Below are 22,220 nucleotides of genomic sequence, written 5' to 3' on the forward strand. Positions count from 1 at the left end.
CAATTGTGATTGACGTTTACGAAAACGGAAGCGGTGCCGGGAGGAGCGGATGGCCAAGGTTTTGTATGAAAAGGACGGACGCATCGCCCGTATCACGCTCAACCGGCCGGAGGTGCTGAACGCCATTGACGACGACTTGCCGCGCGAACTCGCCGAATGCGTTGCCCGCGCAAACGACGAGCCGGGCGTGCACGTCATCGTGCTTGCCGGCGCCGGTCGCGCCTTCTGTGCCGGATACGATCTCGCCTACTACGCCGAAGCGGCGGGCGGCGACGGCAATGCGGTAACCCAGGAAATGCCATGGGATCCGATGAAGGACTACGCCTTCATGATGCGCAACACGGAACTGTTCATGTCGCTGTGGCGCAGCCACCGGCCGGTGCTGTGCAAGGTGCACGGTTTCGCGGTCGCCGGCGGCTCCGACATCGCGCTGTGCGCGGACATGATCATGATGGCCGAGGACGCGGAGATCGGCTACATGCCGGTGCGGGTCTGGGGCTGTCCGACCACGGCGATGTGGGTCTACCGGCTGGGACCGGAACGCGCCAAGCGCATGCTTTTTACAGGCGACCGGATCACCGGCGGCGAGGCCGAACGGCTCGGCCTGGTGCTCAAGGCGGTGCCGGCCGATAGGCTCGACGACGAGGTCGAGGCGCTCGCCGAACGCATGGCCGGCGTCCCGGTGAACCAGTTGATGATGCAAAAGCTGGTCGTCAACCAGGCGATCGAGGCGATGGGGCTGAAGCAGACGCAGATGTTCGCCACGCTGTTCGACGGCATCACCCGCCATTCGCCCGAAGGACTCAATTTCAAGCATCGCGCCGAAGAGACCGGCTGGAAACAGGCGGTGCGCGAACGCGATCTCGGCACGTTCGACTGGACCGAGAACCGACCGATCAATCCAGGAACAGGACGCAATGGATAAGCGCATCACGAACGAGGCAGGTCTCACCCCGAAACTCGACGCCGACCAGATCAACGCGCTGTTGCGGCGCGCCTATCCGCAACTCAACGCCGAATTTTCCGATTATGTCACGCTCGAGGTCTTCGCCGGCGGTTGCACCGTCAGGCTCAACGCGAACGAACGCCATTTGCGACCGGGCGACACGGTTTCGGGCCCGTCCCTGTTCACGCTCGCCGACATTGGCGGCTATGTGTGCGTGCTGTCGCATGCAGGCCCTGACGCGCTGTCGGTGACGACCAGTCTCAACATCAATTTCGTGCGCAAGGCGCCGCCCGGCCCGATCGACGGCCATTGCCGCATCATCAAGCTGGGCCGGAACCTGATGGTGTTCGAGATCGACATGAAGGCCGGACCCGACGGGCTGACGGTCGCCCATGCCACCGGGACCTATGCGATCCCGCCGAAAACCAGCGCGTGAAAAACCCCGCGCCGGGCACGGGGTTTCACTTGGGCCACACAGAGTGCCCTATTTGGCAAGCTTCAGCTTCATCGGCGTGCATTCGACAATTTGCTTGCCGGACGAATGATAGGCCGAATCCCAGCCGACGGTGACCAGCTTGGGACAGTTCGGATAGGTCTTGTTAACCAGATTGATCGTGCCCTGCGGCGTGTTGGCGGTGATCTTCACCGACTTGATGCCCTTGCGGCTGGAGATATCGCACTCGACATGGTTGGGAATCGTACAGTTGATCGCGGCACCGGAGGCGGCATAGGGTGCCGCGACGAGTTGGGCCGCGCCCGAGATGGAGGCGGCGCCGGCGAGCATAGCGGCGGTGGCGGCGATGGCGAGGACGGGTTTGAGCATGTTCATGACATTTACTTTCCTTCTTGGGCCTGGATACGAACTTTTCTGTCCGACAGCGCCTGTTTAGAGAAACAAAATTGAACTGCGCATGAGCCCTCGGTTCAGTCCGCGTTCATAAAACCAAGCCGCTTGGCACTGGCGAACGGCGGAAATTGTGTGGTATTATTATACCTTATTTATAACCGTTTGATTTTACACGGAAAATTTTTACAACTTCGCCACGACGCTCTTGACCTGTGGTTTCGCGGCGTTTATGGGAACGCGCGAGCGCACCGGAAAATCCCGAGGGCGATCCGTATTGACGGCGGGCCCTGCCCCTACCGGCAATCGAAGCAACAAGAAACGCCTTCGCCAGCGAAGGTCATAGTGGAAACCGAAACCATGAAAACATTTTCGCAGAAGCCTGCGGACGTGACCAAGAAGTGGGTGCTGATCGACGCCGAAGGTCTCGTCGTCGGCCGCCTCGCCTCGATCGTCGCCAACCGCCTGCGCGGCAAGCACAAGCCGAGCTTCACCCCGCATGTGGACGACGGCGACAACGTTATCGTCATCAATGCCGACAAGGTCGCGCTGACCGGCAAGAAATATACCGACAAGACCTATTACTGGCATACCGGCCATCCCGGCGGCATCAAGGAACGCACCGCACGCCAGTTGCTCGAGGGCCGCTTTCCCGAGCGCGTCATCGAAAAGGCCATCGAACGCATGATCCCGCGCGGCCCGCTCGGCCGGCGCCAGATGAAGAACCTGCGCGTCTATGCCGGCACCGAACATCCGCATACCGCCCAGCAGCCGGAGACGCTCGACGTCGCCGCGCTCAACCGCAAGAACAAGAGGGCCTGATATGGCTGAGCTCAATTCGCTCGAAGAACTCGGCACCGCCACCGGCGCTGTCGCCACGACGGACGAGCCGCAAGCGCCGGTGCATGTCCAGAAGCTCGACGCCCAGGGCCGCGCCTACGCCACCGGCAAGCGCAAGGACGCGATCGCGCGCGTCTGGGTCAGGCCGGGGTCCGGCAAGATCACAGTCAACGACAAGGACTTCGACAAATATTTCGCGCGTCCGGTGCTGCAGATGATCCTGCGGCAGCCGATCGTTGCCACCAATCGCGACGGCCAGTACGACATCATCGCCACCGTCACCGGCGGCGGACTTTCGGGCCAGGCCGGTGCGGTTCGCCACGGCATCTCCAAGGCGCTGACCTATTATGAGCCGACGCTGCGCGGCACGCTCAAGAAGGGCGGCTTCCTGACCCGTGACAGCCGCGTGGTCGAGCGAAAGAAATACGGCAAGCGCAAGGCCCGCCGGTCGTTCCAGTTCTCGAAGCGCTGATCTTCGCAACTGGCGTCAACACCAAAAGCGGGCCTTCGGGCCCGCTTTTTTGTTGCGCCAGCGTTACCGAGCCCCGATAGCTTGCTTCGACCATCAGCAAGGAGCCCGCCATGCCCGCATCCGCGATCGACCATGCCTTCACTGCCCGCTCCAATCTGGGCGCGGCCGGCGACCCGACCTATGCCGGCGCGCTCTCCTTCATGCGCCGCCGCTACACCAAAAACCTCAAGGGCGCCGACGCGGTCGTATGGGGCATCCCCTTCGACGCCGCCGTGACCAACCGGCCCGGCGCGCGCTTCGGCCCGCAGGCGATCCGGCGTGCCGCGGCGATCTTCGACAACGACCCGCAATACCCGTTTGCGCGCGACCTGTTCGCCGACCTAGCGGTTGTCGATTACGGCGATTGCCTGCTCGACAATGGCAACCACCAGAAAACCCCGGCCACGATCGAGCGCGAAGCGAAAAAGCTGCTCAAATCCGGTGCGTTCCTGCTTTCGCTCGGCGGCGACCATTTCGTCACCTGGCCGTTGTTGAAGGCTCATGCCGACCGGCACGGGCCGCTCGCGCTGGTGCAGTTCGACGCGCACCAGGACACGTGGTTCGACGACGGCAAGCGCATCGACCACGGCTCCTTCGTCGGCCGCGCGGTACGCGACGGCGTGATCGATCCCGAACGTTCGATCCAGATCGGCATCCGTACCCACGCGCCGCAGGATTGCGGCATCAGGATTCTTTACGGTCACGAGATCGACGAAATGCGCGCCGACGAGATCGCCTATCAGATCGCCGAACGCACCGGCGGGCGCAAGGTCTACATCACCTTCGACATCGACTGTCTGGACCCGGCCTACGCGCCCGGCACCGGCACCCCGGTTGCGGGCGGCCCCTCCTCGGCCAAGATGCTGTCGGTGCTGCGGCAGCTCGGCCAGCTCGACATTGTCGGCGCCGACATCGTGGAGGTCTCGCCGCCCTACGACCATGCCGACATCACCGCGATCGCCGGGGCAACGGTGGCGCAGCATTATCTTGGGCTTTTGGCCGAACGGAAGGCGCGGGAACAAGACTAGGCGCGGCCGATGCGTCGCGGGTGCAGCGCCTCGGCCCTGATCCGGCGCGCGAGGACGTTGATGCGCTGAATCAAACGCCTCGGTCGTTGAATCAAACGAACGCGGCAAACCATTGATGGCAGATTCCTTTTTGAGCTAGAGAAGGCCATGAAACCGAAAATCTTCATCGACGGCGAACACGGCACCACGGGTCTGCAAATCCGCAGCCGCCTGTCCGACCGCGCCGACCTCGACGTGCTCTCGATTCCCGAGGCCGAGCGGCGCAACCGCGACCTGCGCGCGGCGATGTTGAAGGACGCCGATATCGCCATCTTGTGCCTGCCGGACGACGCCGCGCGCGAATCGGTTGCCATGCTGGACGGCGTCAACTCCACCCGCATCATCGACACCTCGACCGCGCACCGCACCCATCCCGACTGGGCTTACGGCTTCGCCGAGATGACGTCCGGCCAGGGTGAAAAGATCGCCAAGGCGCGGCTGGTCGCCAATCCGGGCTGTTATCCGACCGGCGCGATCTCGTTGCTACGCCCTCTCGTCGAGGCCGGCATCCTGCCGACGGACTATCCCGTGACGGTCAACGCCGTATCGGGCTATACGGGCGGCGGCAAGCAGATGATCGCGCAGATGGAGGACGAGACCCATCCCGAGCACATCGCGGCGCCCCACTTCCTCTATGGGCTGACCCTGTCGCACAAGCACCTGCCGGAAATGCAGGCGCACGGCCTGCTCGCACGCGCGCCGGTGTTTGCGCCCAGCGTCGGTCGTTTCGCCCAGGGTATGATCGTGCAGGTGCCGCTGCATCTTGCCGATCTATCCGGTGCGCCGCGGCTTGGCGACATCCATGCCGCGCTGCAGGCCCATTATGCCGGACAGCCGGTCGTGGAGGTGGTGCCATTGGCCGAAAGCGCCGCGCTTACGCGCCTCGACCCGACCGCGCTCAACGGCACCGACGGCATGCGGCTTTACGTTTTCGGGACCGAGGGCAAGGGCCAGGCCAATCTCGTCGCCGTGCTCGACAATCTCGGCAAGGGCGCCTCTGGCGCGGCCGTGCAGAACATGGCGCTGATGCTCGGCGCGGCGTGATTGTCACCGGTGACGCCTTGCTTCCCCGCCCGCTGGAAGGTCTCAAATCCAGTCCTGATCGCCGAGACCTTTAGCAGCCGCATCTGGAAAGTCGCGCTTCAGGACGGCCGCCCCGGCGTGGTCAAGGCGCTGAAGCCGTTCGACGACGTCGCCGACGAACTGCGCGGCCGCCATCTGCTGCGCTGGCGGCGCGGCGAAGGCCTGGTGAAGCTTTACGGCGTCGACGGCCGTCGCATGCTGATCGAATATGCCGGAGAACGACTGCTCGCAGCCGAAATCGACACCGCCGGCGACACGCACGCCACTGACATCGCCGCGGCGGTGATGAGGCGGCTGCACGCGCCCTCCCAGTTAACGCCGCCGACCGAACTGCAACCGCTGCGCGAACGCTTCAAAAGCCTGTTCAACAAGGCCGCGGCCGACCGTAAGGCGGGAGGCGCCAGCCCTTATGTCGAAGCGGCGCGCATTGCTCAGCGTCTGCTCGACACCCCGCACGACCCGCGCCCGCTGCACGGCGACCTGCACCACGACAACATTCTTCTTTCCGCGCGCGGCTGGTTGGCTATCGACCCGAAAGGGCTGATCGGCGATCCCTGCTTTGACGCCGCCAACATGTTCTACAACCCGCTTAATCGCGACGACCTGCGCCTCGCCCCCGAACGCGTCGCCGCAATGGCCACGACATTCTCCAAAACGCTCGGGCGCGATCCGCGCACGATCCTCGATCACGCGCTTGCCTATGGCTGCCTGTCGGCGGCCTGGCATCACGAGGATGGAAACCGGCAGGACGAGGACAGCGAACTGGCCGTGTCGGCCGTCATCCGGACCGTGCGCCTCAGTTTCTGAGTTCGACTTCCGTCTCGCGCGGATAGCTGCCCCTGGTGCCGCGCCAGTGGGCGGCGGCGAAGCCGAGAACCACGAGAGCGGCAGCCTGGTGCCACAGGGCCCAGCCGATCGGCACCTGCATAATGAGCGTCATAATGCCGATCGCGGCCTGGGCCAGGACCAGAAGGAAAAGCAGCACGGTACGGCGCGCATGGGTCGTGCCGGCTTCGGCCCGCAGCGTGGCGATCATGTGCCAGAGCGCGGCCAGGAACACGACGTAGGCGCCCAGGCGGTGCACGAACTGCACCGTCTTGGGGTTTTCGAAAAAATTGGCGATCGCGGGCGACTGCACGAACAGGCCGCCGGGAACGAGGCGGCCGTCCATCAACGGCCAGGTATTGTAGGCAAGCCCCGCGTCGAGGCCGGCCACGAGCCCGCCCAGATAGATCTGCACCATGACCAGAACGACCAGCCAGCCAGCCCAGCGCCGCGTGGCGCGAGCGGACGGTTCCTGCGAATGCCGCGCCAGACCGCGCGCCACGACCATGGTGGCTGCGAAGATCAGACAGGCCAGCGTCAGATGGGTCGCCAGCCGGTACTGGCTGACGCTGGTGCGTTCGGCAAGGCCGGAGGCCACCATCCACCAGCCGATGGCGCCCTGCAGCCCGCCGAGCGCGAGAATGCCGAGCAGTTTCGGCTTGATGCGGCGCTCGAGGCGACCGCTTGCCCAGAAATAGATCAAAGGCAGGGCGAAGACGAAACCGACGCCGCGGGCAAGCAGCCTGTGGGCCCATTCCCACCAGAAGATCACCTTGAACTCGGCCAGGCTCATGCCCTTGTTGAGCTGCTCGTATTGCGGGATCTGCCGGTATTTTTCGAACTCTTCGCGCCATTCGGCGGCATTGAGCGGCGGGACGACACCGTGGATCGGCTTCCATTCGGTGATCGACAGGCCGGAGTCCGTCAGCCGTGTCGCCCCTCCGACCACGACCAGGGCAAACAGCACCACGAGCACGACATAGAGCCAGGCCCGCACCTGGGCCCGGTCGCGGTCGAGCTTGGCGAGCGCGCCGTGAAGCGGCGTCTGCGCAATGGCGGTCATGGGCACCGGCTCCCTGCTGTGTCGAAGACCGCGAACAGGTGAACCAATTGCCCGGCGCTGGCAAGCTTGGCCCACGCGGCAAGCCGTCGCGCCGGGCAATTCACACTCCGGCGGGATTGCGCAGGCCGGCGCGAAAGCGCAAGAAGCGCGCGAGAAAAGGAATCCGATGTCCGTGCGAGTGAAAAAACTGATCGGCACCGTGCTGCTGGTGGCATTGGTGGTGATCTATGCGCTTCTGGCCACCGCGATCGCCACCGCAAGGCTGGCAGAGTCCGGCGCGCTGGTCCATCTCGCCTATTTCCTGTTCACCGGCCTGTTGTGGATCCTGCCGGCTATGGCGATCATCAAATGGATGGTCGGGCCGCCGAAATCGCGGTCCTAGAACGGCTCACAGGGTCACGACCCGGCGACCGCGATTGGCCAGCGGCGTGGTGATGCCCGACAACATCGTGCGCACATGCGACACGCGCTGATAGCGCCCGTTGATCGAGATGCGCGGCAGCGAGTGCAGGTGACGGGCATGCTCGGCCTGCACCATGCCATGGCGCGTGGTGACAGCCGAGCTGTAGCCGGCCTCTCGCGCCAGCGCGACCTCACGCTCGCCGACCGCCGAGACGTAGCCATAGGGATAGGCCATGTGCCGCGGTCGGGCTCCGAGCTCTATTTCGAGAATGCCCCCGGCATCGACGATCTCGCGGCGGGCCCTGTCTTCGGCAAGCCGCCGCAAATTGTAGTGGTGGACGGTGTGCGAGCCGATGGTGACCAGCGGATGGGCGGCAGCGGCGCGGATCTCGTCCCAACCCATCAGCGTCTCCCGGTTCGGCCCGTCGGGGTCGACCCCCGCGGCAAGTGCCAGGTCGCGAATGACGGCGCGTTGGTCTTCCTCCGGCACGTCGCGTGTCAGATAGTCGTGAATGGCGTTGTTGGCGTTCAGCTTGCCGGCCGGCGTCGAACAGTCGAGTGCCACCTTTCCCCGTCCCGTCGCCAGATAGATCGTCTCGCGGCACGACACGATCCGCTCCAGCACATCCCACCACAACAACGCCTTGCCCTCGATCAGCGCCGGCGCCACATAGATCGTGATCGGCGCCTGGTGTTTCTCCAGCACCGGCAAGGCTTCCTGCACATTGTCGCGATAGGCGTCGTCAGCGGTAATTGTGACGAAAGGCTCGCCGCGGCTCCTGGAGGTCAGCCGATCGACCGCCTCGTCCATCGTCACGAACCGGTAGCCGAGGCGGCCCACCTCGGCCAGAAGCGCGTCGAGAAATTGCGGCGAGACCGTCAGATGGCGGTTGGCGCCGATCGCCTCGCCCGGCGCCGCGGTGACCCGATGCAACATCAAGATCGCCCCGACACCGCGATAGAAACCGCCGGCAATCGGCCCCAGGAGGCTGAACCGCGCCACGTTCAGGGCCAGTTTGCGCAGCAATTCCCCCCTGTCGATCATTCCTTCACCATTGCCGGTTAGCTTCGGCGCATCGGCCGAAAGGCCCGTTCGGCCCCGTTACCGATCGAGGTCTACACCCGAAGGTTAAAGGTATGGTTGACGCGAGGAGCCCTGTGACGACACGACCGGTACGCTCGGCGCATAAGCGGGTCGAGCACACATATCGTCCTGCGGACACAGATACGGAAGCGCTGACGGCGACCTGCCTACCAGGCGACGAGGCGCTGTCGGCTTATGCGGCCTTCTGCCGCGATTCCATCTTCGCGCCGGCGCAGAGCCCACACTGGATCGAATGTTGGGCACGGCACTGCAATCGCGACATCGTCGTTGCCATGCTGTCGCGTCAAAATCAGCCGGTATTCGCAGTGGCATTGGAAATCGTGACGCGCGGGTCCGTCACAAGCGCGTGTTTCGTGGGCGGTACTCATGCCAACGGCAATTTCGCGCCTGTTCTGCCCGCCGCGGCCGCCGAGATCGGCGCGGCCGACCTACAAGGCCTCATCCTGTCGATACGCGCCGCGCGCCCCGATATCGACCTCATCGCCGCGGAGCGGCTGGTCGAACGGTTTTCCGGCAGTCAAAATCCGCTGTGCCTACTGGCGGGTGCGCAAAGCCCCAACCCCGCGCTGGCTGTCGATCTTACCGGCGGGTTCGAGGCGGTGTTGGGGCGCGCCAGCGGCAAGCGCAAACGCAAGAAACACCGCTCGCAGACCCGCAAATTCGAGGCGGCCGGCGGATTTTGCCGCATCCGCGCCCGAAATCGCGCCGAGACTGATCGTCTGCTCGACGCCTTCTTCGCGATGAAAGCGGACCGCTTCGCCGCGATGGGCATCAAGAACGTTTTCGACGGGGCGCCGGTCCAGGATTTTTTCCGCGAGCTGTTCGGTTCCGAGGCGCACAAGGCCGCGCCGGCCTTTCTGCTGCACGGGCTGGAAGTCGGCGGTGGGCTGCGCGCGGTGACGGGATCGAGCATGACCGCCAACAGCATCATCTGCGAATTCGGGGCGATCGCCGGAGACGAGCTCGCCTTCGCCAGTCCGGGCGAGTTTCTGTTTTTCGACAATATCCGCGAGGCCTGCGAACAAACACTGGCGGTCTACGATTTCAGCGTCGGCGACGAAGCCTACAAACGGCTTTGGTGCGATATCGAAACCCGCCATGTCGACGTTATCGTCCCTTTGACGCTCAAAGGTCGTGCAAGCGGCTTGTCGCTCCGCACCGCGGCTGCGGTAAAACGGCGGGTGAAGGCCAATCGCATCCTTTGGAAGACGGTCAAGCTCGCGCGGCGCGCGACACGCGGCGGCGGGACCTGATGGCGTCCAGGCGCGGCCCGGGTCAGGCTGCGGACTGACGTCCCGGCTCCGGCGCATAGGGCGGAACATAACCCACCGGCGTGACGAGAACGGCGTCGGAAAAACCGCTCGACCGCAGATCGGTGGTGGCCGTCGAGATGGCCTCGTCATCTTCCTCGATCACACTGACGAAGACTTCGCTCGCGCCGTTCATCAGCCGGGCAATGCTTGCCGCGTCCGCCGGTCCGCATTCCACGATCACGATGTCGTAGGCGGTTGTCAGCGATTCCATGATGATCGGCAGGCGATCCGCCGCGCGCATGGCAAGGGCGGGATCGGCCGTACCGCTCGGGATTACATGGCATTCGGAATAATGATCGGGATGGATGACGTCGGTGAACTGCGCCTTTGAGCACAACAAATCGGTTATGCCCGGCAGACGGGTGGCTTCCAGCATCGGAAAAGACGCCGCGCCGGTTTCGGTCAGGTCGAGCAGCAAGACGCGCAATCCGGCATCGGCCACCTCGCGCGAAACCATCACGGCCGACGCCGCCCCCTCATCGCCTTCCGGTGAGATGAACAGGGCACGGGACGCGCCGCCGGCGATCAGCTTTTCAGCCGCCGCCTCGATCGTGATCTGGCCACGGGTGAATACCGGCGCCGGTGGCGCGTCGACCGTCTCGTCGACCCCGGTCCCGTCTTCGACAGGGGCTTCGGCCGCATCGACCTTATCGGCACGCGCGAGCGCCTCCGCCTCAAGGGCGGCCTCCCGCCGGCTCGCTTCGGCCGCGGCTTCGTCGGCCCGGTCGCGCGGCATGACGACATTGGACGGCACGCCGTCATAGCGTTGCGCGGGACGCAGCGCGCGACCGCTGAACAGTTCCGAAAGCAGCGTCGCCACGGCCATCAGGACGAGCGCGGCCGCAAAGGTCGCGCCGGAGATCGGCAGAATTTTGGGGAAATAGGGTTCGCCGGGCACGGTCGCGCGCGAGAAGATGCGGGCGTCGGCCGGCAGATAATTGCGGTCCTTGCGCGAGATCGCCTCGCGATAACGCGACAGGTACGATTCGAGCAGATCGCGCTGTGCTGCCGCCTCGCGCTCCAGGGCGCGCAGTTCGACCTCCTGTTCGCCCACACGGGCGGATTCGGCCTTGAGCTTGTTGAGCTCGGCGACCAGTTCGCGCTCGCGCAACCGCGCGGCCTCGGCCTCGGTTTCCAGACTGGACTGAATTTTTTGCGCCTCCGCGCGGAGCTGCCGGTCAAGGTCGGCCAATTGCGAGCGCAGCGCGCGAATGCGCGGATGATTGTCGAGCAGGCTCGCCGACAGGTCGGCGATATCAGCCTTGAGCTGGACCTGGTTCTCGCGCAGGCGCTGGATCAGTGGCGAGGCCAGGACATCGGGAAGAGCGTCGATCGAGGCGCCTTGCGAAAGCGCCTCACGCATGGAACGCGCCGTCGCCTCGGTGGAGGCGCGGTTGGCGCGCACGCGGGACAATTCGCTCGACAGTTCGGAAAGCTGCTGGGTGGCGAGCATGGAATTGTTTCCGCCGACAAGCAGGTCCGACTGGGAACGGAAATTGGCGACCTTGCCTTCCGCCTCCTTCACCTTGGCGCGCAGATCGGCGATCTCAGGCTCGAGCCATTCGGTCGCGTCGGCATTGGATTGCTGCTTGGCCTCACGCTGCAACTGGATATAGGCGTCGGCGATCGCGTTGGGCACGGCGGCGGCCAGTTCGCGGTCCTCCGAGGAGAATTCGACGACGATGACGCGCGAGCTTTCCACCCGGTAGACATTGAGCTTTTCGCGGAAGACCTTGAGCACGCGCTCCTCGGGCGGCAGCGCGACCGGATCGCCGCGCAGCCCCGTCAGGATCATCAGATTGTCGATGAGCGACACCTGCCCGTCGGCTTCGAATTCGGGCAGCGTGGCCAGATCGAGCTTGCGGGCAACCTGCTTGAGAATATCGGTCGAGGAAATCACCTCCACCTGGCTGGTCACGCCCTGCTCGTCGAGAATGGGGTCGGCGTCGCGCTGGGTTTCGGGGCGGGTAAACACGGATTCCCGCGTCTCGATCAGGATGCGGGTTTCTGCCTTGTAGTGGCGGGTGGCCATCGACGCCAGCATGAACGCGACAGCCGTCACACCGAGCGCGACCACGAGAATGCGCAGCCAGTTGCGGCCGAGCCCCGCAAACAAAGCGGCAATGTCGATGTCTAGATCCTGGTCGGGATTGCGCACGCCGGCCATCGGCAACACTCCGAAATTTCTCCGGGCAAAAGTAAACACCTATGGTAACCGGCAGGTTAAGAAACGGATGTCGGCCAAAAGAACTGCCGGCGGCGGCTTTGCGTCGGCCCTTTACCGGGCATTAACCCTAACAGGAGGATAACGAGCGAGGTTTTCGGCCTCCCCTGGCGGCCACCCGTGTCAATCAAAGGTGCGTTGCGGATCATGAAACGCCGGCTCGTCATTTCGGTTGCCCTTCTCGCGCTCGCGACAGCCGCGGGTTGCTCCGGCTATCGCCCCGCCCCGCCGGCATTCCATGCCGCGCTCACCAAACCTTACGTGCTCGATTCGGGCGATCGCGTACGCATCACCGTTTTCGAGCAGGCAAGCCTGAGCAATGTCTACAGCGTCGATCAGGCTGGCTACATCGCCTTCCCGCTCGTCGGCGCAATCGCCGCGCGCGGGCAACCGGCCAGCGCGATCGAGAGGCAGATCGCCGGCAAGCTGCGCGACGGCTACCTGCGCGACCCCGACGTCTCGGTGGAGATCGACCGTTATCGCCCGGTGTTCGTGATGGGCGAGGTCGGGGCGGCCGGCCAATATTCCTACGTGCCGGGGATGACGGCGCAAAAGGCGGTCGCCGCGGCCGGCGGCTTCACCGCCCGGGCCAACCAGGGCGGCGTCGACATCACACGCGACATCAATGGCAAGGTGATGACCGGACGCGTTCTGACCTCCGATCCGGTTCTGCCGGGGGACACGATCTATGTCCGCGAACGTCTTTTCTAGCGCGCAACGGCCCCGTATTCCGTGACACAAAGCCTGCGCATCGTTCATTGCTTCCGCTCCCCCGTCGGCGGAATCTTCCGTCATGTGCGCGATTTGAGTCACGCACAGACGGCGGCGGGACACCAGGTCGGGATCGTCTGTGATTCTTCGACCGGCGGTGATTTCGAAAGCCGCCTGCTGGCCGAACTCGAACCCGACCTCGCGCTCGGCGTGGCACGCACGCCGATGCAGCGCCATATCGGGCCGGGCGACATCGTGTCCGCGTTTCGGACCTTCAAACTGATCAAGGAATTGCGGCCGGACATCCTGCACGGGCATGGCGCCAAGGGTGGCGTCTACGCACGCGTGTTCGGCTCATTGTTGCGGGTTTCTGGGTCTCGCGTAGCCCGCCTCTATTCGCCGCACGGCGGCAGTCTTCATTACGACGAAACGGCGCTGACAGGCCGGTTGTTCTTTCTCATCGAAAGGCTGATGGACCGGTTTTCCGATCATATCCTGTTCGTATCGCAACAGGAGCGCGCTATGTTCCGGCGCAAGATCGGCGAGCCGAAATCGCCGCACCACGTCGTCCATAACGGCATCCGCGCGGAAGAGTTCGAGCCAGTGGCGGCCGACGACAATGCCGCCGATTTTCTCTATATCGGTATGATGCGCGACCTGAAGGGTCCCGACATCTTCATCGATGCGCTGGCCCGAGCACGGACGATGCTGCAGCGCCCGGTAAGCGCCGTCATGGTCGGCGACGGGGAAGATCGGGAACGCTACGTCGCCCAGGCCGGTGAACGCGGCCTGGGCGACCAGGTCCGGTTCGAAATGCCGATGCCGGCGCGCCAGGCTTTCGCGCTCGCGCGCATCGTCGTCGTGCCGTCGCGGGCCGAGGCCATGCCCTATATCGTGATCGAGGCGCTCGGCGCCGGCAAACCGATGATCGCCAGCGCGGTCGGCGGCATTCCCGAGATCTTCACCACCGCGCCAAACGCACTCGTCGAACCAGATCCGGACGCGATCGCGGCCAAGATGGCCGACGCGCTGACCGACGAAGACGCCTATGCGGCCACGATGCCCGATCGCGCCTTTCTGACGGAAAACTTCAGCGCCGCCGCCATGGCCGGGCGCATCGAGGCGATCTACCAGGACACCGTCGCGCGCATTCGCTAACCCCGAATTAACGTCAATGCAGCCGGCTGCATCAAGGGATTCTTAGCAGCTTCCTGCTAGTTCCTACGGACGCGGAAGGCGTTGTGATGAACAAGATCGATCCGGAACTGCGATACACGCTCGAGGCGGTCAGGCAATTCGAGGATGAAGGCGCGGCCAATCCGACGACCGGTTCGCTAGGTCCGATGGCGCGTAATATCGCCAGCCAGTACCGGCGCGATACGTTGTCGCCGGTGATGGTCATGGGCATGCTGCGGCTGTCCGAATTCGCCGTGTTCGCGCTCGCCGGCGCGTTGATGTATTTTTATTACGTCGGGCCGCAGACCCATCTTTACTGGGAATACGCGGTGGCGATCCCGGCTGGTTCGCTGGGCGCGGTGGTGCTTTTGGAATTCGCGCACGCCTACCATATCGGCGCCCTGCGCGCATCGTTGCGATTTGCCGGACGCATCGCGCTTGTCTGGTCGGCGACCTTCGCGCTGATGGCGCTCGCGGGCTTTTTCCTGAAAAACTCCGCCGAGTTCTCGCGCCTGTGGTTCGCCGGCTGGTATCTCAGCGGCCTGCTCGGCATCCTGGCGCTGCGTTTCGTCATGTCGCGGCTGATCCGCCGCTGGGCGCGCAACGGCACGATGGAACGCCGTGCCGTCATCGTCGGCGGTGGCGGCGCCGCCGAAAGCCTGATCCGCTCGCTCGAGCGCCAACCTTATAACGATATCCGCATCTGCGGCATCTTCGACGATCGCGACGACAAGCGCTCGCCGCCGATCGTGGCCGGCTATCCCAAGCTCGGCACGGTTTCGGAACTGCTCGAATTCGCCCGCATCGCCAGGATCGACATGCTGATCGTATCCTTGCCGATTTCAGCCGAGGCGCGGGTTCTGTCGATGCTCAAACGGCTTTGGGTGCTGCCCGTCGACATCCGCCTATCCGCGCATTCGAGCGCGCTGCGCTTCCGTCCGCGGTCCTATTCCTTCATCGGATCGGTGCCGCTGCTCGACATCTTCGACAAGCCGATCAACGATTGGGATTCGGTCGCCAAGCGGATTTTCGACATCGTCTTCTCGTTGCTCGGCATCGTTTTGTTCGCGCCGGTAATGATCGCGACCGCGATTGCGATCAAACTGGACAGCAAGGGACCGGTGCTGTTCCGGCAAAAGCGTCACGGCTTCAACAACGAGGTCATCGAGGTGCTGAAATTCCGCTCGATGTATTCCGAGCAATGCGACCCGACGGCAAAGATGGCAGTGACCAAGGACGATCCGCGCGTCACCCGCGTCGGCCGCGTCATCCGCAAGACCTCGATCGACGAACTGCCGCAGTTCTTCAACGCCCTGGTCGGCAGCCTGTCGCTGGTCGGGCCGCGTCCGCACGCGGTAGCGGCGCAGTCGCACAACCTGCTCTACAACGAAGTCGTCGACGGTTATTTCGCCCGTCACCGTGTCAAGCCGGGCGTGACCGGCTGGGCCCAGATCAATGGCTGGCGCGGCGAGGTGGACACGGACGAAAAGATCAAGATGCGGACCGAATACGACCTCCACTATATCGAAAACTGGTCGTTGTGGTTCGACCTCAAGATCCTGTTCCTGACGCCGGTCCGGCTTTTGAAGACGGACTCGGCCTATTGACGGCGATTGCGCCAACGCTGCCGCGCCAGGCGATCAACGCCAAGCTCGTCTCGCTGCTGGCCGCCGCCGCCATCGCGCTCGGCGTGTTCCTGTCGGGCTTCGTGATCCGCGAACCGGCGCCTTACGAACTCTACATGGCCGTCCTGATCCCGATCTGGGCGCTGTTCGGCCTGCATGTATCGCGCGGCATGGTGCCGCTTCTCGTGCTTTTGGTCGTCTTCAATCTCGGCGGCGTGGTCTCCATGCTGCAGATGGCGGACCTCAACGACGCGCCGCTCTATCTGGCGGTATCGCTCTTCCTGGCCCTGACCTCGGTCTTCTTCGCCGCCGTGCTGGAACAGCGGCCCGAGCTCTACCGCCTGATCTTTCAGGCCTGGATCGCGGCAGCGCTGTCGACGGCGTTTTTCGGCATTTTGGGCTATTTTCATGCCTTCCCCGGCGCGGAGATGTTCACCAAATTCGAACGCGCCGCCGGCGTCTTCGAGGACCCGAACGTGTTCGGTCCCTTTATCACCCTGCCGGGCATCTATCTGCTCTACCGGCTTTTGACCGGCCCGATCGCGCGTATCCCTTATTACGCGCTACCGCTGCTGGTGATCGCCTTCGGGCTTTTCCTGTCCTTCTCGCGCGGCGCATGGGGACTGTTCGCAATCTCGGCAATGCTGATCACCCTGGCGGTGTTCGTACGCCACCGCGGCGGCGCGTTCCGCATGAAGATCATCGTCATGGCGCTGATCGCGCTTGCGCTGCTGGTGACGGGCATCCTGATCGCGTTGCAGGTTCCGGCGATCGCCGACCTGTTCGCCTCGCGCGCCCGGCTGGTACAGGATTATGACGGTGCGCGACTCGGCCGTTTCGCGCGGCACGCGATCGGATTTTCGATCGCGCTTGAAAACCCACTCGGCATCGGACCGCTCGAGTTCGGCAAGACGTTTGGCGAGGACACGCACAATATCTGGCTGAAGTCGCTGCTCGCCTATTCCTGGCTCGGCTTCGCGGCCTATGCGGTCCTGATCGTTTGGACGCTGGCGGCCGGCTTCCGCATCCTGCTTCGCGACCGCCCCTGGCACCCCTATTTGCTGTGCGCTTACGTCGTCCTCGTCGGCCATATCCTGCTCGGCACCGTAATCGACACCGATCACTGGCGCCATTTTTACCTTTTGCTCGGCCTGGTGTGGGGTGCGATCGCGCTTGAATACCGGCTGGCGCGCACCGGCCCGCCGCGCGCGCCGTCGCGCTGACGGCATCTTCGGGCAACGCCAACGCCTGCATGGACGATCGGACCATATCGCTGCGGGCGCGGATCAGATGGCGAGATATTCGTCGCGCAACCGTGTGTCGTCGAGCACCGATCGCGCCGAGCCCTCATAGACGATCTGGCCCATATCCATGATCACGGCCTTGTCCGACAGGCGCAGCGCAGCGACCGCGTTCTGTTCGACGATGACGGTGGTGATGCCGATATCGCGGATCTGGCGTACGATGCTCTCGATCTCCTGGACGATGACCGGTGCCAGCCCCTCATAGGGCTCGTCGAGAAACAATATCTTGATGTCGCGCGCCAGCGCCCGGGCCACGGCCAGCATCTGCTGCTCGCCGCCCGACATGGTGGTGGCTTCCTGGTTGCGGCGTTCGGCCAGGCGCGGGAAGTGCTCGTATATCCGCTCGATCTCCCATCCCCTCGGTTCGCTGACCTGGGCCAGGATGAGATTTTCCTCGACGGTGAGCCCGCCGATGATGCGGCGGTCCTCCGGCACGAGCTGAACACCCTCGACCGCCGCCTGGTGGGCCTTCATCGCGTGCAGCGGCCGTCCGTCGAGCCAGATTTCGCCGTGCTTGAGGGCCGGCTGGTCGAGCCGGGCGAGCGTGCGCAGCGTCGACGTCTTGCCGGCACCGTTGCGGCCGAGCAGCGACAGCACCTCGCCCTTGGCGACGTCGAAGGACACGCCCTGGACGATGTAGGATTCGCCGTAATAGGCATGGATGTCCTTGACGCTGAAGAACGGCGCCGCCTCGGCTGCGACCGGCGAGGCGGTGGCGGTGGCGGCTGCCGAAACGCTGGCGTTCATTGCTCACTCTCCCCCAGATAGGCTTCCTTGACCTTCGGATCGGCGCGGACCTCTTCGGGCGAACCTTCAGCGATGATGCGGCCCTGCGCCAGGACGCTGATGCGGTCGGCCAACGAAAATACCACATGCATGTCGTGCTCGATGATCACCTTGGTCATGCCGCGCTGTTTGAGGCGCTTGAGCAGATCGATGGTCATGTTGGTGTCGTGCCTGGACATGCCGGCGGTCGGCTCGTCGAGCAGCAGCAGCTTGGGACGCTGAATCAGGCACATGCCCATCTCCAGCCGCCGCTTGTCGCCGCGCGACAGGCTTCCGGCGAGCGCATGGCGCTGCTCGTGAAGACCAACGTCGCGCAGCACGGCCTCGGCCTCCTCGCGGATATCGGCCTGGCCGCTGACCGCCTGGATCGCGTTGAAGCGAAAGGCCCCGTCGCGGCGGGCGAAAGCGGGAATCATGACATTGTCGAGCAAGGACAGATCGGCGAATATCTCAGGCGTCTGGAACACCCGGCTGACGCCGAGCTGGTTGATCTCGTGCGGCTGATGGCTGTCGAGAACCTCGCCGTCGAAGATCACGTGGCCGGTGTCGGGGGTTATGCGCCCGATGCACACATTAAGCAGGGTCGATTTCCCGGCCCCGTTCGGTCCGATGATGGCATGAACAGTGCCTTCCTCGATCTGCAGGTCGACGTCGCTCAGCGCCTTCAGGCCGCCGAAGCTCTTGCTGACGTCGGCGACGTTGAGAACCATGTTCTGCGTGGACATGCGCCCTACTCCGCTGGCTGCGCCGACCCGGCCGACAATTCGGCCCGGGACGATTTGCGTTTGACGCCGGCCAGCTTTGCGAGGCGGGCGATGCCTTCCATGATGCCGCCCGGCAGGAAGATGACGATCAGCATGAAGATGACGCCGAGGGTGAGATGCCAGCCGTCGCCGACGAACAGGCCGGCGAGCTTGACCGCTACGGTCTCCAGCCCGTCGGGCAGGAAAGCGAAGGTGGCATGCAACGTGCCCTCATTGAAGGAGGAGAAGATGTTTTCGAAATACTTGATGACGCCTGCGCCCAGCACCGGCCCGACCAGCGTGCCGACGCCGCCCAGAATGGTCATCAGCACCACCTCGCCGGAGGCCGTCCACTGCATGCGCTCGGCGCCGGCGAGCGGATCGGTCGCCGCCATCAACGAGCCCGCCAGCCCGGCATACATGCCCGAGATGACGAACGCGGTCAGCAGATAGGGTTTCGTGTTGAAACCGGTATAACGCATGCGGTTCTGGTTCGACTTGATCGCCCGCAACATCATGCCGAAGGGTGAGCGGAAGATGCGCATCGTCAGGAAAAAGCAGATGATCAAGGCCCCGGCGCAAAAATAGAAACCCGGATAGCCGCTCATGTCGATGCCGAACAGATTGGTCTGCGGCAACCCGGCACCCGGCGCGGCGAATGCATTGTCGATGATGCGTGGATCGTTCAGCGTCAATTGCAGGCCGGTCTCGCCATTGGTGATCGGGGTGAGCACGGAGTAGGCGAGGTTGTAACTCATCTGCGCGAAGGCGAGCGTGAGGATGGAAAAATAGATGCCCGAGCGGCGCAGGCTGATAAAGCCGATGACGACGGCGAACAGACCGGCGGCGGCGATGCCGAAAATGACACTGGGGACGACGTTCATGGTGAAGAGCTTGAACGACCACACGGCGGCGTACGAGCCGACGCCCAGAAAGGCCGCGTGACCGAAGGAGAGATAACCCGTCAGGCCGAACAGGATGTTGAAGCCAAGGGCGAAGATGCCGAAAATGCAGAATTTCTGCAAAAGCGCGGGATAACCGGCGCCGAACGGCGTCAGCGTCCACGGACTGATCAGCACCACGAGCGAAAAGCCCAGGAAAAGCAGCCAGTCATTGCGTGAAAGATTGGCGAACATCGGTTCAGTCCTCCATCACGCCGGCGCGGCCCATCAACCCGCGCGGCATGGTCAGCAGGATGATCACGGCAATCAGATAGATGATGATCTGGTCGATGCCGGGAAAGATGCTCTTGACCTCGTTCATCGAGGCGAAGGATTGCAGGATGCCGAGCAGGAAGCCGGCGAGCACGGCGCCCGACAGCGAGCCCATGCCGCCGACCACCACGACCACGAAGCTCAACACCAGAAAATCCATCCCGATATGATAGTCGGGCGGCAGGATCGGCGTGTACATCACGCCGGCGAGCCCGGCCACGACCGCGGCGATGCCGAACACGACTGTGAAGCGTTTTTCGATGTCTATGCCCAAAAGCCCGACCGTCTCGCGGTCGCGCATGCCCGCACGCACCACCATGCCGTAAGTGGTGAAGTTCAGAAAAGCGAATACGGCGCCGATGACGGCGGCGGCGAAGACGAAATAGATCAGACGCCACCAGGGATAGACGATGAAGGCGTCAGTCATGCCCAGCCAGGCGGCGATGTTGGCGGTGCCGTTGAAGATGTCGGGGGCCGATTGCGGGATCGGGTTGGCCCCGAAGATCTTCTTGACGATTTCCTGCACCACAATCGCCATACCGAAGGTGACGAGGATCTGGTCGGCGTGCGGCCGCTTGTAGAAATGGCGGATCAACCCGCGCTCCATGATCAGCCCAATGGCCAGCATCACCGGAATGGCGATCAGGATCGACAGCGGCACCGACCAGTTGACGATCGCAGCGCCAAGCTCGCCGAACTGGTGTTCCATGAAGGGGATCGCCTTGGGAGCGAAGAGCTGGCCTTCCGCCTTTGGCGGCTGGATCGGCCACGTCAGCAGCGCGTTGAAGGAAACGGCGCAGAACGCGCCGAGCATGAACAGCGCGCCATGCGCGAAATTCACGACCCCCAGCGTACCGAACACCAGGGTCAACCCAAGCGCGATCAGCGCATAGGCCGCGCCCTTGTCGAGACCGTTGAGAATTTGGATGATGATTGCGTCCATGACCTTGCCGCCCCGTCCGGCTCCAAAGCCCGCACGAGGCGGGCCACGATGACGACCGGCCGCCGCGAGGGCGACCGGTCTGGTTTTTCGGCCCTTCGGCCTAGCAGCTCTTGCCGTCGTTGGGCCCGAGCTCGCCACCGAAGATCGAGGGGTCGTAGGTCAACGTCTCGCGGTCGACTTCCTTGACGATCTTGAGCAGGTCGTATTCCGACTGTTTGTCATCGTTGCCGCGCACGACCAGCGCCTTCTTGAAGCACTGGTGATCCTCGGCCCGATAGAGCGTGGGACCGTTGCCCATACCGTCGAATTCGAAGCCCTCAAGCATCTTGATGACTTCCGGCGCGGCGAAGGTTCCGGCCCGCTCGCACGCGTCGGCATAAAGCAGCGTCTGGACGTAGCAGGTATGGGCGGCCTGGGATGGCGGGAAGCCGTATTCCTCGCCGAAGGATTTGACGAAGGCCTGCGAGGCGTCGTCCTGCAGCGACCAGTTCCAGTTGGTGGTGCCGAGAATGCCCTCGATGTTCTTGCCGGCGCCCTGCGCCATCAAGCGCGAGAACAGCGGCACGACGATCTGGAAATCCTTGCCGTTGACCTGCTTGTCGCGCAGGCCGAACTGAACGGCCTGGGTCAGGGAATTGACCATGTCCTTACCGTAGTGGTTGAGGACCAGCACGTCGGCGCCGGAATTCAGCACCGGGGTGATATATTGCGAGAAATCGCCGGCGCCGAGCGGCGTGCGTACCGCCGAAACCGTCTCCCAACCGAGGTTTTCGGTGGCGTTGATGATCGATTCCTCCTGGGTCCAGCCCCAGGTATAATCGGCGGTCAGATGATAGGCGCGGCGCTCCGTGCCGTATTCCTCGGCGAGAACCGGGCCGAGCGCCTGGCCGGACATATAGGCGTTGAAGAAATGGCGGAAGCCGTAGCGCTTCTTGTCCTTGCCGGTGGTGTCGTTGGAATGCGTGAGGCCGGCCATGAAGATGATGCCCATCTCATTACACAGTCCCTGCACCGCGACCGCGACGCCCGACGAGGACCCGCCGGTGATCATGATCGCGCCCTCCTTCTCGATCATCCGCTTGGCGCTGTCGCGCGCGGCGTCGGACTTGGTCTGCGTGTCGCCGGTGACGAACGCCACCTTCTTGCCGAGCACGCCACTGCCCTTCAGCGCCTTTGAGGTGAAGGTGCTCAAGAGGCCGCCATCGCCCTCGCCGTTCAGATGTTTGACGGCAAGCTGGTAGGCGCGCAGCTCATCGGCGCCCTCGTCGGCATAGGCGCCGGTCTGCGGCACGTTGAAGCCGAAGACCACCGAATCGCCCTTGGGCATGTTGCAATAATCCTGCGCGCGTGAAGCACTGGTGAAAATGGTCGGTACGGCCAGCCCGGCGCCCAGCGCGGCGCTGCGCGTGAGAAAACCGCGGCGGTTCATTTTGTCGAAATTCATGAAATTCCTCCCTCGGGTGTCGGTGCGGCGCCATGCGGCGATGCATGCTGG

The 22,220-nt window shown here is 63.9% G+C and carries 21 protein-coding genes and 1 pseudogene; 13 read left to right on the plus strand and 9 right to left on the minus strand.

Annotated elements, in window-relative coordinates; translation table 11 throughout:
- Positions 1-43 precede the first annotated feature (43 nt).
- Both GN330_RS18315 and GN330_RS18320 read left to right on the plus strand, forming a co-directional pair.
- Positions 44-925: pseudogene (locus tag GN330_RS18315) on the plus strand (crotonase/enoyl-CoA hydratase family protein); the annotation flags it as partial.
- The gene (locus GN330_RS18320) at positions 918-1,382 is read left to right on the plus strand and encodes a PaaI family thioesterase (RefSeq protein ID WP_156714153.1); all 465 of its coding nucleotides are present in this window, start codon (positions 918-920) and stop codon (positions 1,380-1,382) included. The pseudogene GN330_RS18315 and the gene GN330_RS18320, both read left to right, overlap by 8 nt.
- 48 nt (positions 1,383-1,430) lie before the next feature.
- Here GN330_RS18320 and GN330_RS18325 read toward each other — a convergent pair whose 3' ends face one another.
- Entirely contained in the window at positions 1,431-1,775 is a 345-nt protein-coding gene (locus GN330_RS18325) for a hypothetical protein (RefSeq protein ID WP_156714154.1), read from the minus strand.
- A gap of 375 nt (positions 1,776-2,150) precedes the next feature.
- Between GN330_RS18325 and rplM the strand changes: the two genes are divergently transcribed.
- The 5 genes from rplM to GN330_RS18350 all read left to right on the plus strand — a co-directional run bounded on the left by rplM (position 2,151) and on the right by GN330_RS18350 (position 6,098).
- Positions 2,151-2,612, plus strand: a complete 462-nt coding sequence (gene rplM / locus GN330_RS18330; protein WP_156714155.1) for a 50S ribosomal protein L13 — start codon at positions 2,151-2,153, stop codon at positions 2,610-2,612.
- 1 nt (position 2,613) lies between these two features.
- Positions 2,614-3,102, plus strand: a complete 489-nt coding sequence (gene rpsI, locus GN330_RS18335; RefSeq protein ID WP_156714156.1) for a 30S ribosomal protein S9 — start codon at positions 2,614-2,616, stop codon at positions 3,100-3,102.
- A gap of 110 nt (positions 3,103-3,212) precedes the next feature.
- Entirely contained in the window at positions 3,213-4,169 is a 957-nt protein-coding gene (gene speB, locus GN330_RS18340) for an agmatinase (RefSeq protein WP_156714157.1), read from the plus strand.
- 147 nt (positions 4,170-4,316) lie between these two features.
- Positions 4,317-5,252, plus strand: a complete 936-nt coding sequence (gene argC / locus GN330_RS18345) for an N-acetyl-gamma-glutamyl-phosphate reductase (RefSeq protein WP_156714158.1) — start codon at positions 4,317-4,319, stop codon at positions 5,250-5,252.
- A gap of 9 nt (positions 5,253-5,261) precedes the next feature.
- Positions 5,262-6,098, plus strand: coding sequence for an aminoglycoside phosphotransferase family protein (locus GN330_RS18350; protein WP_343040869.1), 837 nt, complete (start codon positions 5,262-5,264; stop codon positions 6,096-6,098).
- On the opposite strand, the gene GN330_RS18355 is transcribed toward GN330_RS18350, so the two are convergent.
- Positions 6,088-7,179, minus strand: coding sequence for a COX15/CtaA family protein (locus GN330_RS18355; protein ID WP_156714160.1), 1,092 nt, complete (start codon positions 7,177-7,179; stop codon positions 6,088-6,090). The two genes, GN330_RS18350 and GN330_RS18355, sit on opposite strands and share 11 nt — an antisense overlap.
- 166 nt (positions 7,180-7,345) lie before the next feature.
- Between GN330_RS18355 and GN330_RS18360 the strand changes: the two genes are divergently transcribed.
- Positions 7,346-7,561: a DUF2842 domain-containing protein gene (locus GN330_RS18360; protein WP_156714161.1), complete on the plus strand. Its 216-nt coding sequence runs from the start codon at positions 7,346-7,348 to the stop codon at positions 7,559-7,561.
- Between the two features lie 6 nt (positions 7,562-7,567).
- On the opposite strand, the gene GN330_RS18365 is transcribed toward GN330_RS18360, so the two are convergent.
- On the minus strand, positions 7,568-8,626 hold the full coding sequence (locus GN330_RS18365) for a polysaccharide deacetylase family protein (RefSeq protein WP_156714162.1): 1,059 nt from the start codon (positions 8,624-8,626) through the stop codon (positions 7,568-7,570).
- Positions 8,627-8,739: 113 nt separating this feature from the next.
- Between GN330_RS18365 and GN330_RS18370 the strand changes: the two genes are divergently transcribed.
- A complete protein-coding gene (locus tag GN330_RS18370; RefSeq protein ID WP_343040871.1) occupies positions 8,740-9,939 on the plus strand; it encodes a GNAT family N-acetyltransferase in 1,200 nt (399 codons plus the stop codon).
- A gap of 22 nt (positions 9,940-9,961) precedes the next feature.
- Here the strand turns inward: GN330_RS18370 and GN330_RS18375 are convergent, their stop codons facing one another.
- Positions 9,962-12,166, minus strand: coding sequence for a GumC family protein (locus GN330_RS18375; RefSeq protein ID WP_156714309.1), 2,205 nt, complete (start codon positions 12,164-12,166; stop codon positions 9,962-9,964).
- A 204-nt stretch (positions 12,167-12,370) separates the two neighbouring features.
- On the opposite strand from GN330_RS18375, the gene GN330_RS18380 reads away from it, so the two are divergent.
- The 4 genes from GN330_RS18380 (at position 12,371) to GN330_RS18395 (ending at position 16,958) form a co-directional block, all read left to right on the plus strand.
- Positions 12,371-12,934, plus strand: coding sequence for a polysaccharide biosynthesis/export family protein (locus GN330_RS18380; RefSeq protein ID WP_156714164.1), 564 nt, complete (start codon positions 12,371-12,373; stop codon positions 12,932-12,934).
- 21 nt (positions 12,935-12,955) lie between these two features.
- Complete coding sequence (locus GN330_RS18385) at positions 12,956-14,092, plus strand: glycosyltransferase family 4 protein (RefSeq protein ID WP_343040874.1); 1,137 nt, start codon at positions 12,956-12,958, stop codon at positions 14,090-14,092.
- Positions 14,093-14,178: 86 nt separating this feature from the next.
- A complete protein-coding gene (locus GN330_RS18390; RefSeq protein ID WP_156714165.1) occupies positions 14,179-15,717 on the plus strand; it encodes an undecaprenyl-phosphate glucose phosphotransferase in 1,539 nt (512 codons plus the stop codon).
- Complete coding sequence (locus GN330_RS18395; protein WP_156714166.1) at positions 15,714-16,958, plus strand: O-antigen ligase family protein; 1,245 nt, start codon at positions 15,714-15,716, stop codon at positions 16,956-16,958. The genes GN330_RS18390 and GN330_RS18395 overlap by 4 nt, the downstream gene beginning before the upstream one ends.
- A gap of 63 nt (positions 16,959-17,021) precedes the next feature.
- Here GN330_RS18395 and GN330_RS18400 read toward each other — a convergent pair whose 3' ends face one another.
- The 5 genes from GN330_RS18400 to GN330_RS18420 form a co-directional block, all read right to left on the minus strand.
- On the minus strand, positions 17,022-17,786 hold the full coding sequence (locus GN330_RS18400; protein WP_156714167.1) for an ABC transporter ATP-binding protein: 765 nt from the start codon (positions 17,784-17,786) through the stop codon (positions 17,022-17,024).
- On the minus strand, positions 17,783-18,550 hold the full coding sequence (locus GN330_RS18405) for an ABC transporter ATP-binding protein (RefSeq protein ID WP_156714168.1): 768 nt from the start codon (positions 18,548-18,550) through the stop codon (positions 17,783-17,785). The genes GN330_RS18400 and GN330_RS18405 overlap by 4 nt, the downstream gene beginning before the upstream one ends.
- Before the next feature lie 5 nt (positions 18,551-18,555).
- Entirely contained in the window at positions 18,556-19,704 is a 1,149-nt protein-coding gene (locus tag GN330_RS18410) for a branched-chain amino acid ABC transporter permease (protein WP_156714169.1), read from the minus strand.
- 4 nt (positions 19,705-19,708) lie between these two features.
- The gene (locus GN330_RS18415; RefSeq protein ID WP_156714170.1) at positions 19,709-20,725 is read right to left on the minus strand and encodes a branched-chain amino acid ABC transporter permease; all 1,017 of its coding nucleotides are present in this window, start codon (positions 20,723-20,725) and stop codon (positions 19,709-19,711) included.
- A 100-nt stretch (positions 20,726-20,825) separates the two neighbouring features.
- Positions 20,826-22,169, minus strand: a complete 1,344-nt coding sequence (locus tag GN330_RS18420; protein ID WP_156714171.1) for a substrate-binding protein — start codon at positions 22,167-22,169, stop codon at positions 20,826-20,828.
- Positions 22,170-22,220 lie beyond the last annotated feature (51 nt).

Origin of the sequence: Nitratireductor arenosus, assembly GCF_009742725.1 — a bacterium.
GTDB lineage: Bacteria > Pseudomonadota > Alphaproteobacteria > Rhizobiales > Rhizobiaceae > Mangrovimarina > Mangrovimarina arenosa.

Coding starts and splice junctions, on each gene's coding strand:
- GN330_RS18320 (WP_156714153.1), top strand. CDS start 918: ATGGATAAGCGCATCACGAACGAGGCAGGTCTCACCCCGAAACTCGAC.
- GN330_RS18325 (WP_156714154.1), bottom strand. CDS start 1,775: ATGAACATGCTCAAACCCGTCCTCGCCATCGCCGCCACCGCCGCTATG.
- rplM (WP_156714155.1), top strand. CDS start 2,151: ATGAAAACATTTTCGCAGAAGCCTGCGGACGTGACCAAGAAGTGGGTG.
- rpsI (WP_156714156.1), top strand. CDS start 2,614: ATGGCTGAGCTCAATTCGCTCGAAGAACTCGGCACCGCCACCGGCGCT.
- speB (WP_156714157.1), top strand. CDS start 3,213: ATGCCCGCATCCGCGATCGACCATGCCTTCACTGCCCGCTCCAATCTG.
- argC (WP_156714158.1), top strand. CDS start 4,317: ATGAAACCGAAAATCTTCATCGACGGCGAACACGGCACCACGGGTCTG.
- GN330_RS18355 (WP_156714160.1), bottom strand. CDS start 7,179: ATGACCGCCATTGCGCAGACGCCGCTTCACGGCGCGCTCGCCAAGCTC.
- GN330_RS18360 (WP_156714161.1), top strand. CDS start 7,346: ATGTCCGTGCGAGTGAAAAAACTGATCGGCACCGTGCTGCTGGTGGCA.
- GN330_RS18365 (WP_156714162.1), bottom strand. CDS start 8,626: ATGATCGACAGGGGGGAATTGCTGCGCAAACTGGCCCTGAACGTGGCG.
- GN330_RS18375 (WP_156714309.1), bottom strand. CDS start 12,166: ATGGCCGGCGTGCGCAATCCCGACCAGGATCTAGACATCGACATTGCC.
- GN330_RS18380 (WP_156714164.1), top strand. CDS start 12,371: ATGAAACGCCGGCTCGTCATTTCGGTTGCCCTTCTCGCGCTCGCGACA.
- GN330_RS18390 (WP_156714165.1), top strand. CDS start 14,179: ATGAACAAGATCGATCCGGAACTGCGATACACGCTCGAGGCGGTCAGG.
- GN330_RS18400 (WP_156714167.1), bottom strand. CDS start 17,786: ATGAACGCCAGCGTTTCGGCAGCCGCCACCGCCACCGCCTCGCCGGTC.
- GN330_RS18405 (WP_156714168.1), bottom strand. CDS start 18,550: ATGTCCACGCAGAACATGGTTCTCAACGTCGCCGACGTCAGCAAGAGC.
- GN330_RS18410 (WP_156714169.1), bottom strand. CDS start 19,704: ATGTTCGCCAATCTTTCACGCAATGACTGGCTGCTTTTCCTGGGCTTT.
- GN330_RS18415 (WP_156714170.1), bottom strand. CDS start 20,725: ATGGACGCAATCATCATCCAAATTCTCAACGGTCTCGACAAGGGCGCG.
- GN330_RS18420 (WP_156714171.1), bottom strand. CDS start 22,169: ATGAATTTCGACAAAATGAACCGCCGCGGTTTTCTCACGCGCAGCGCC.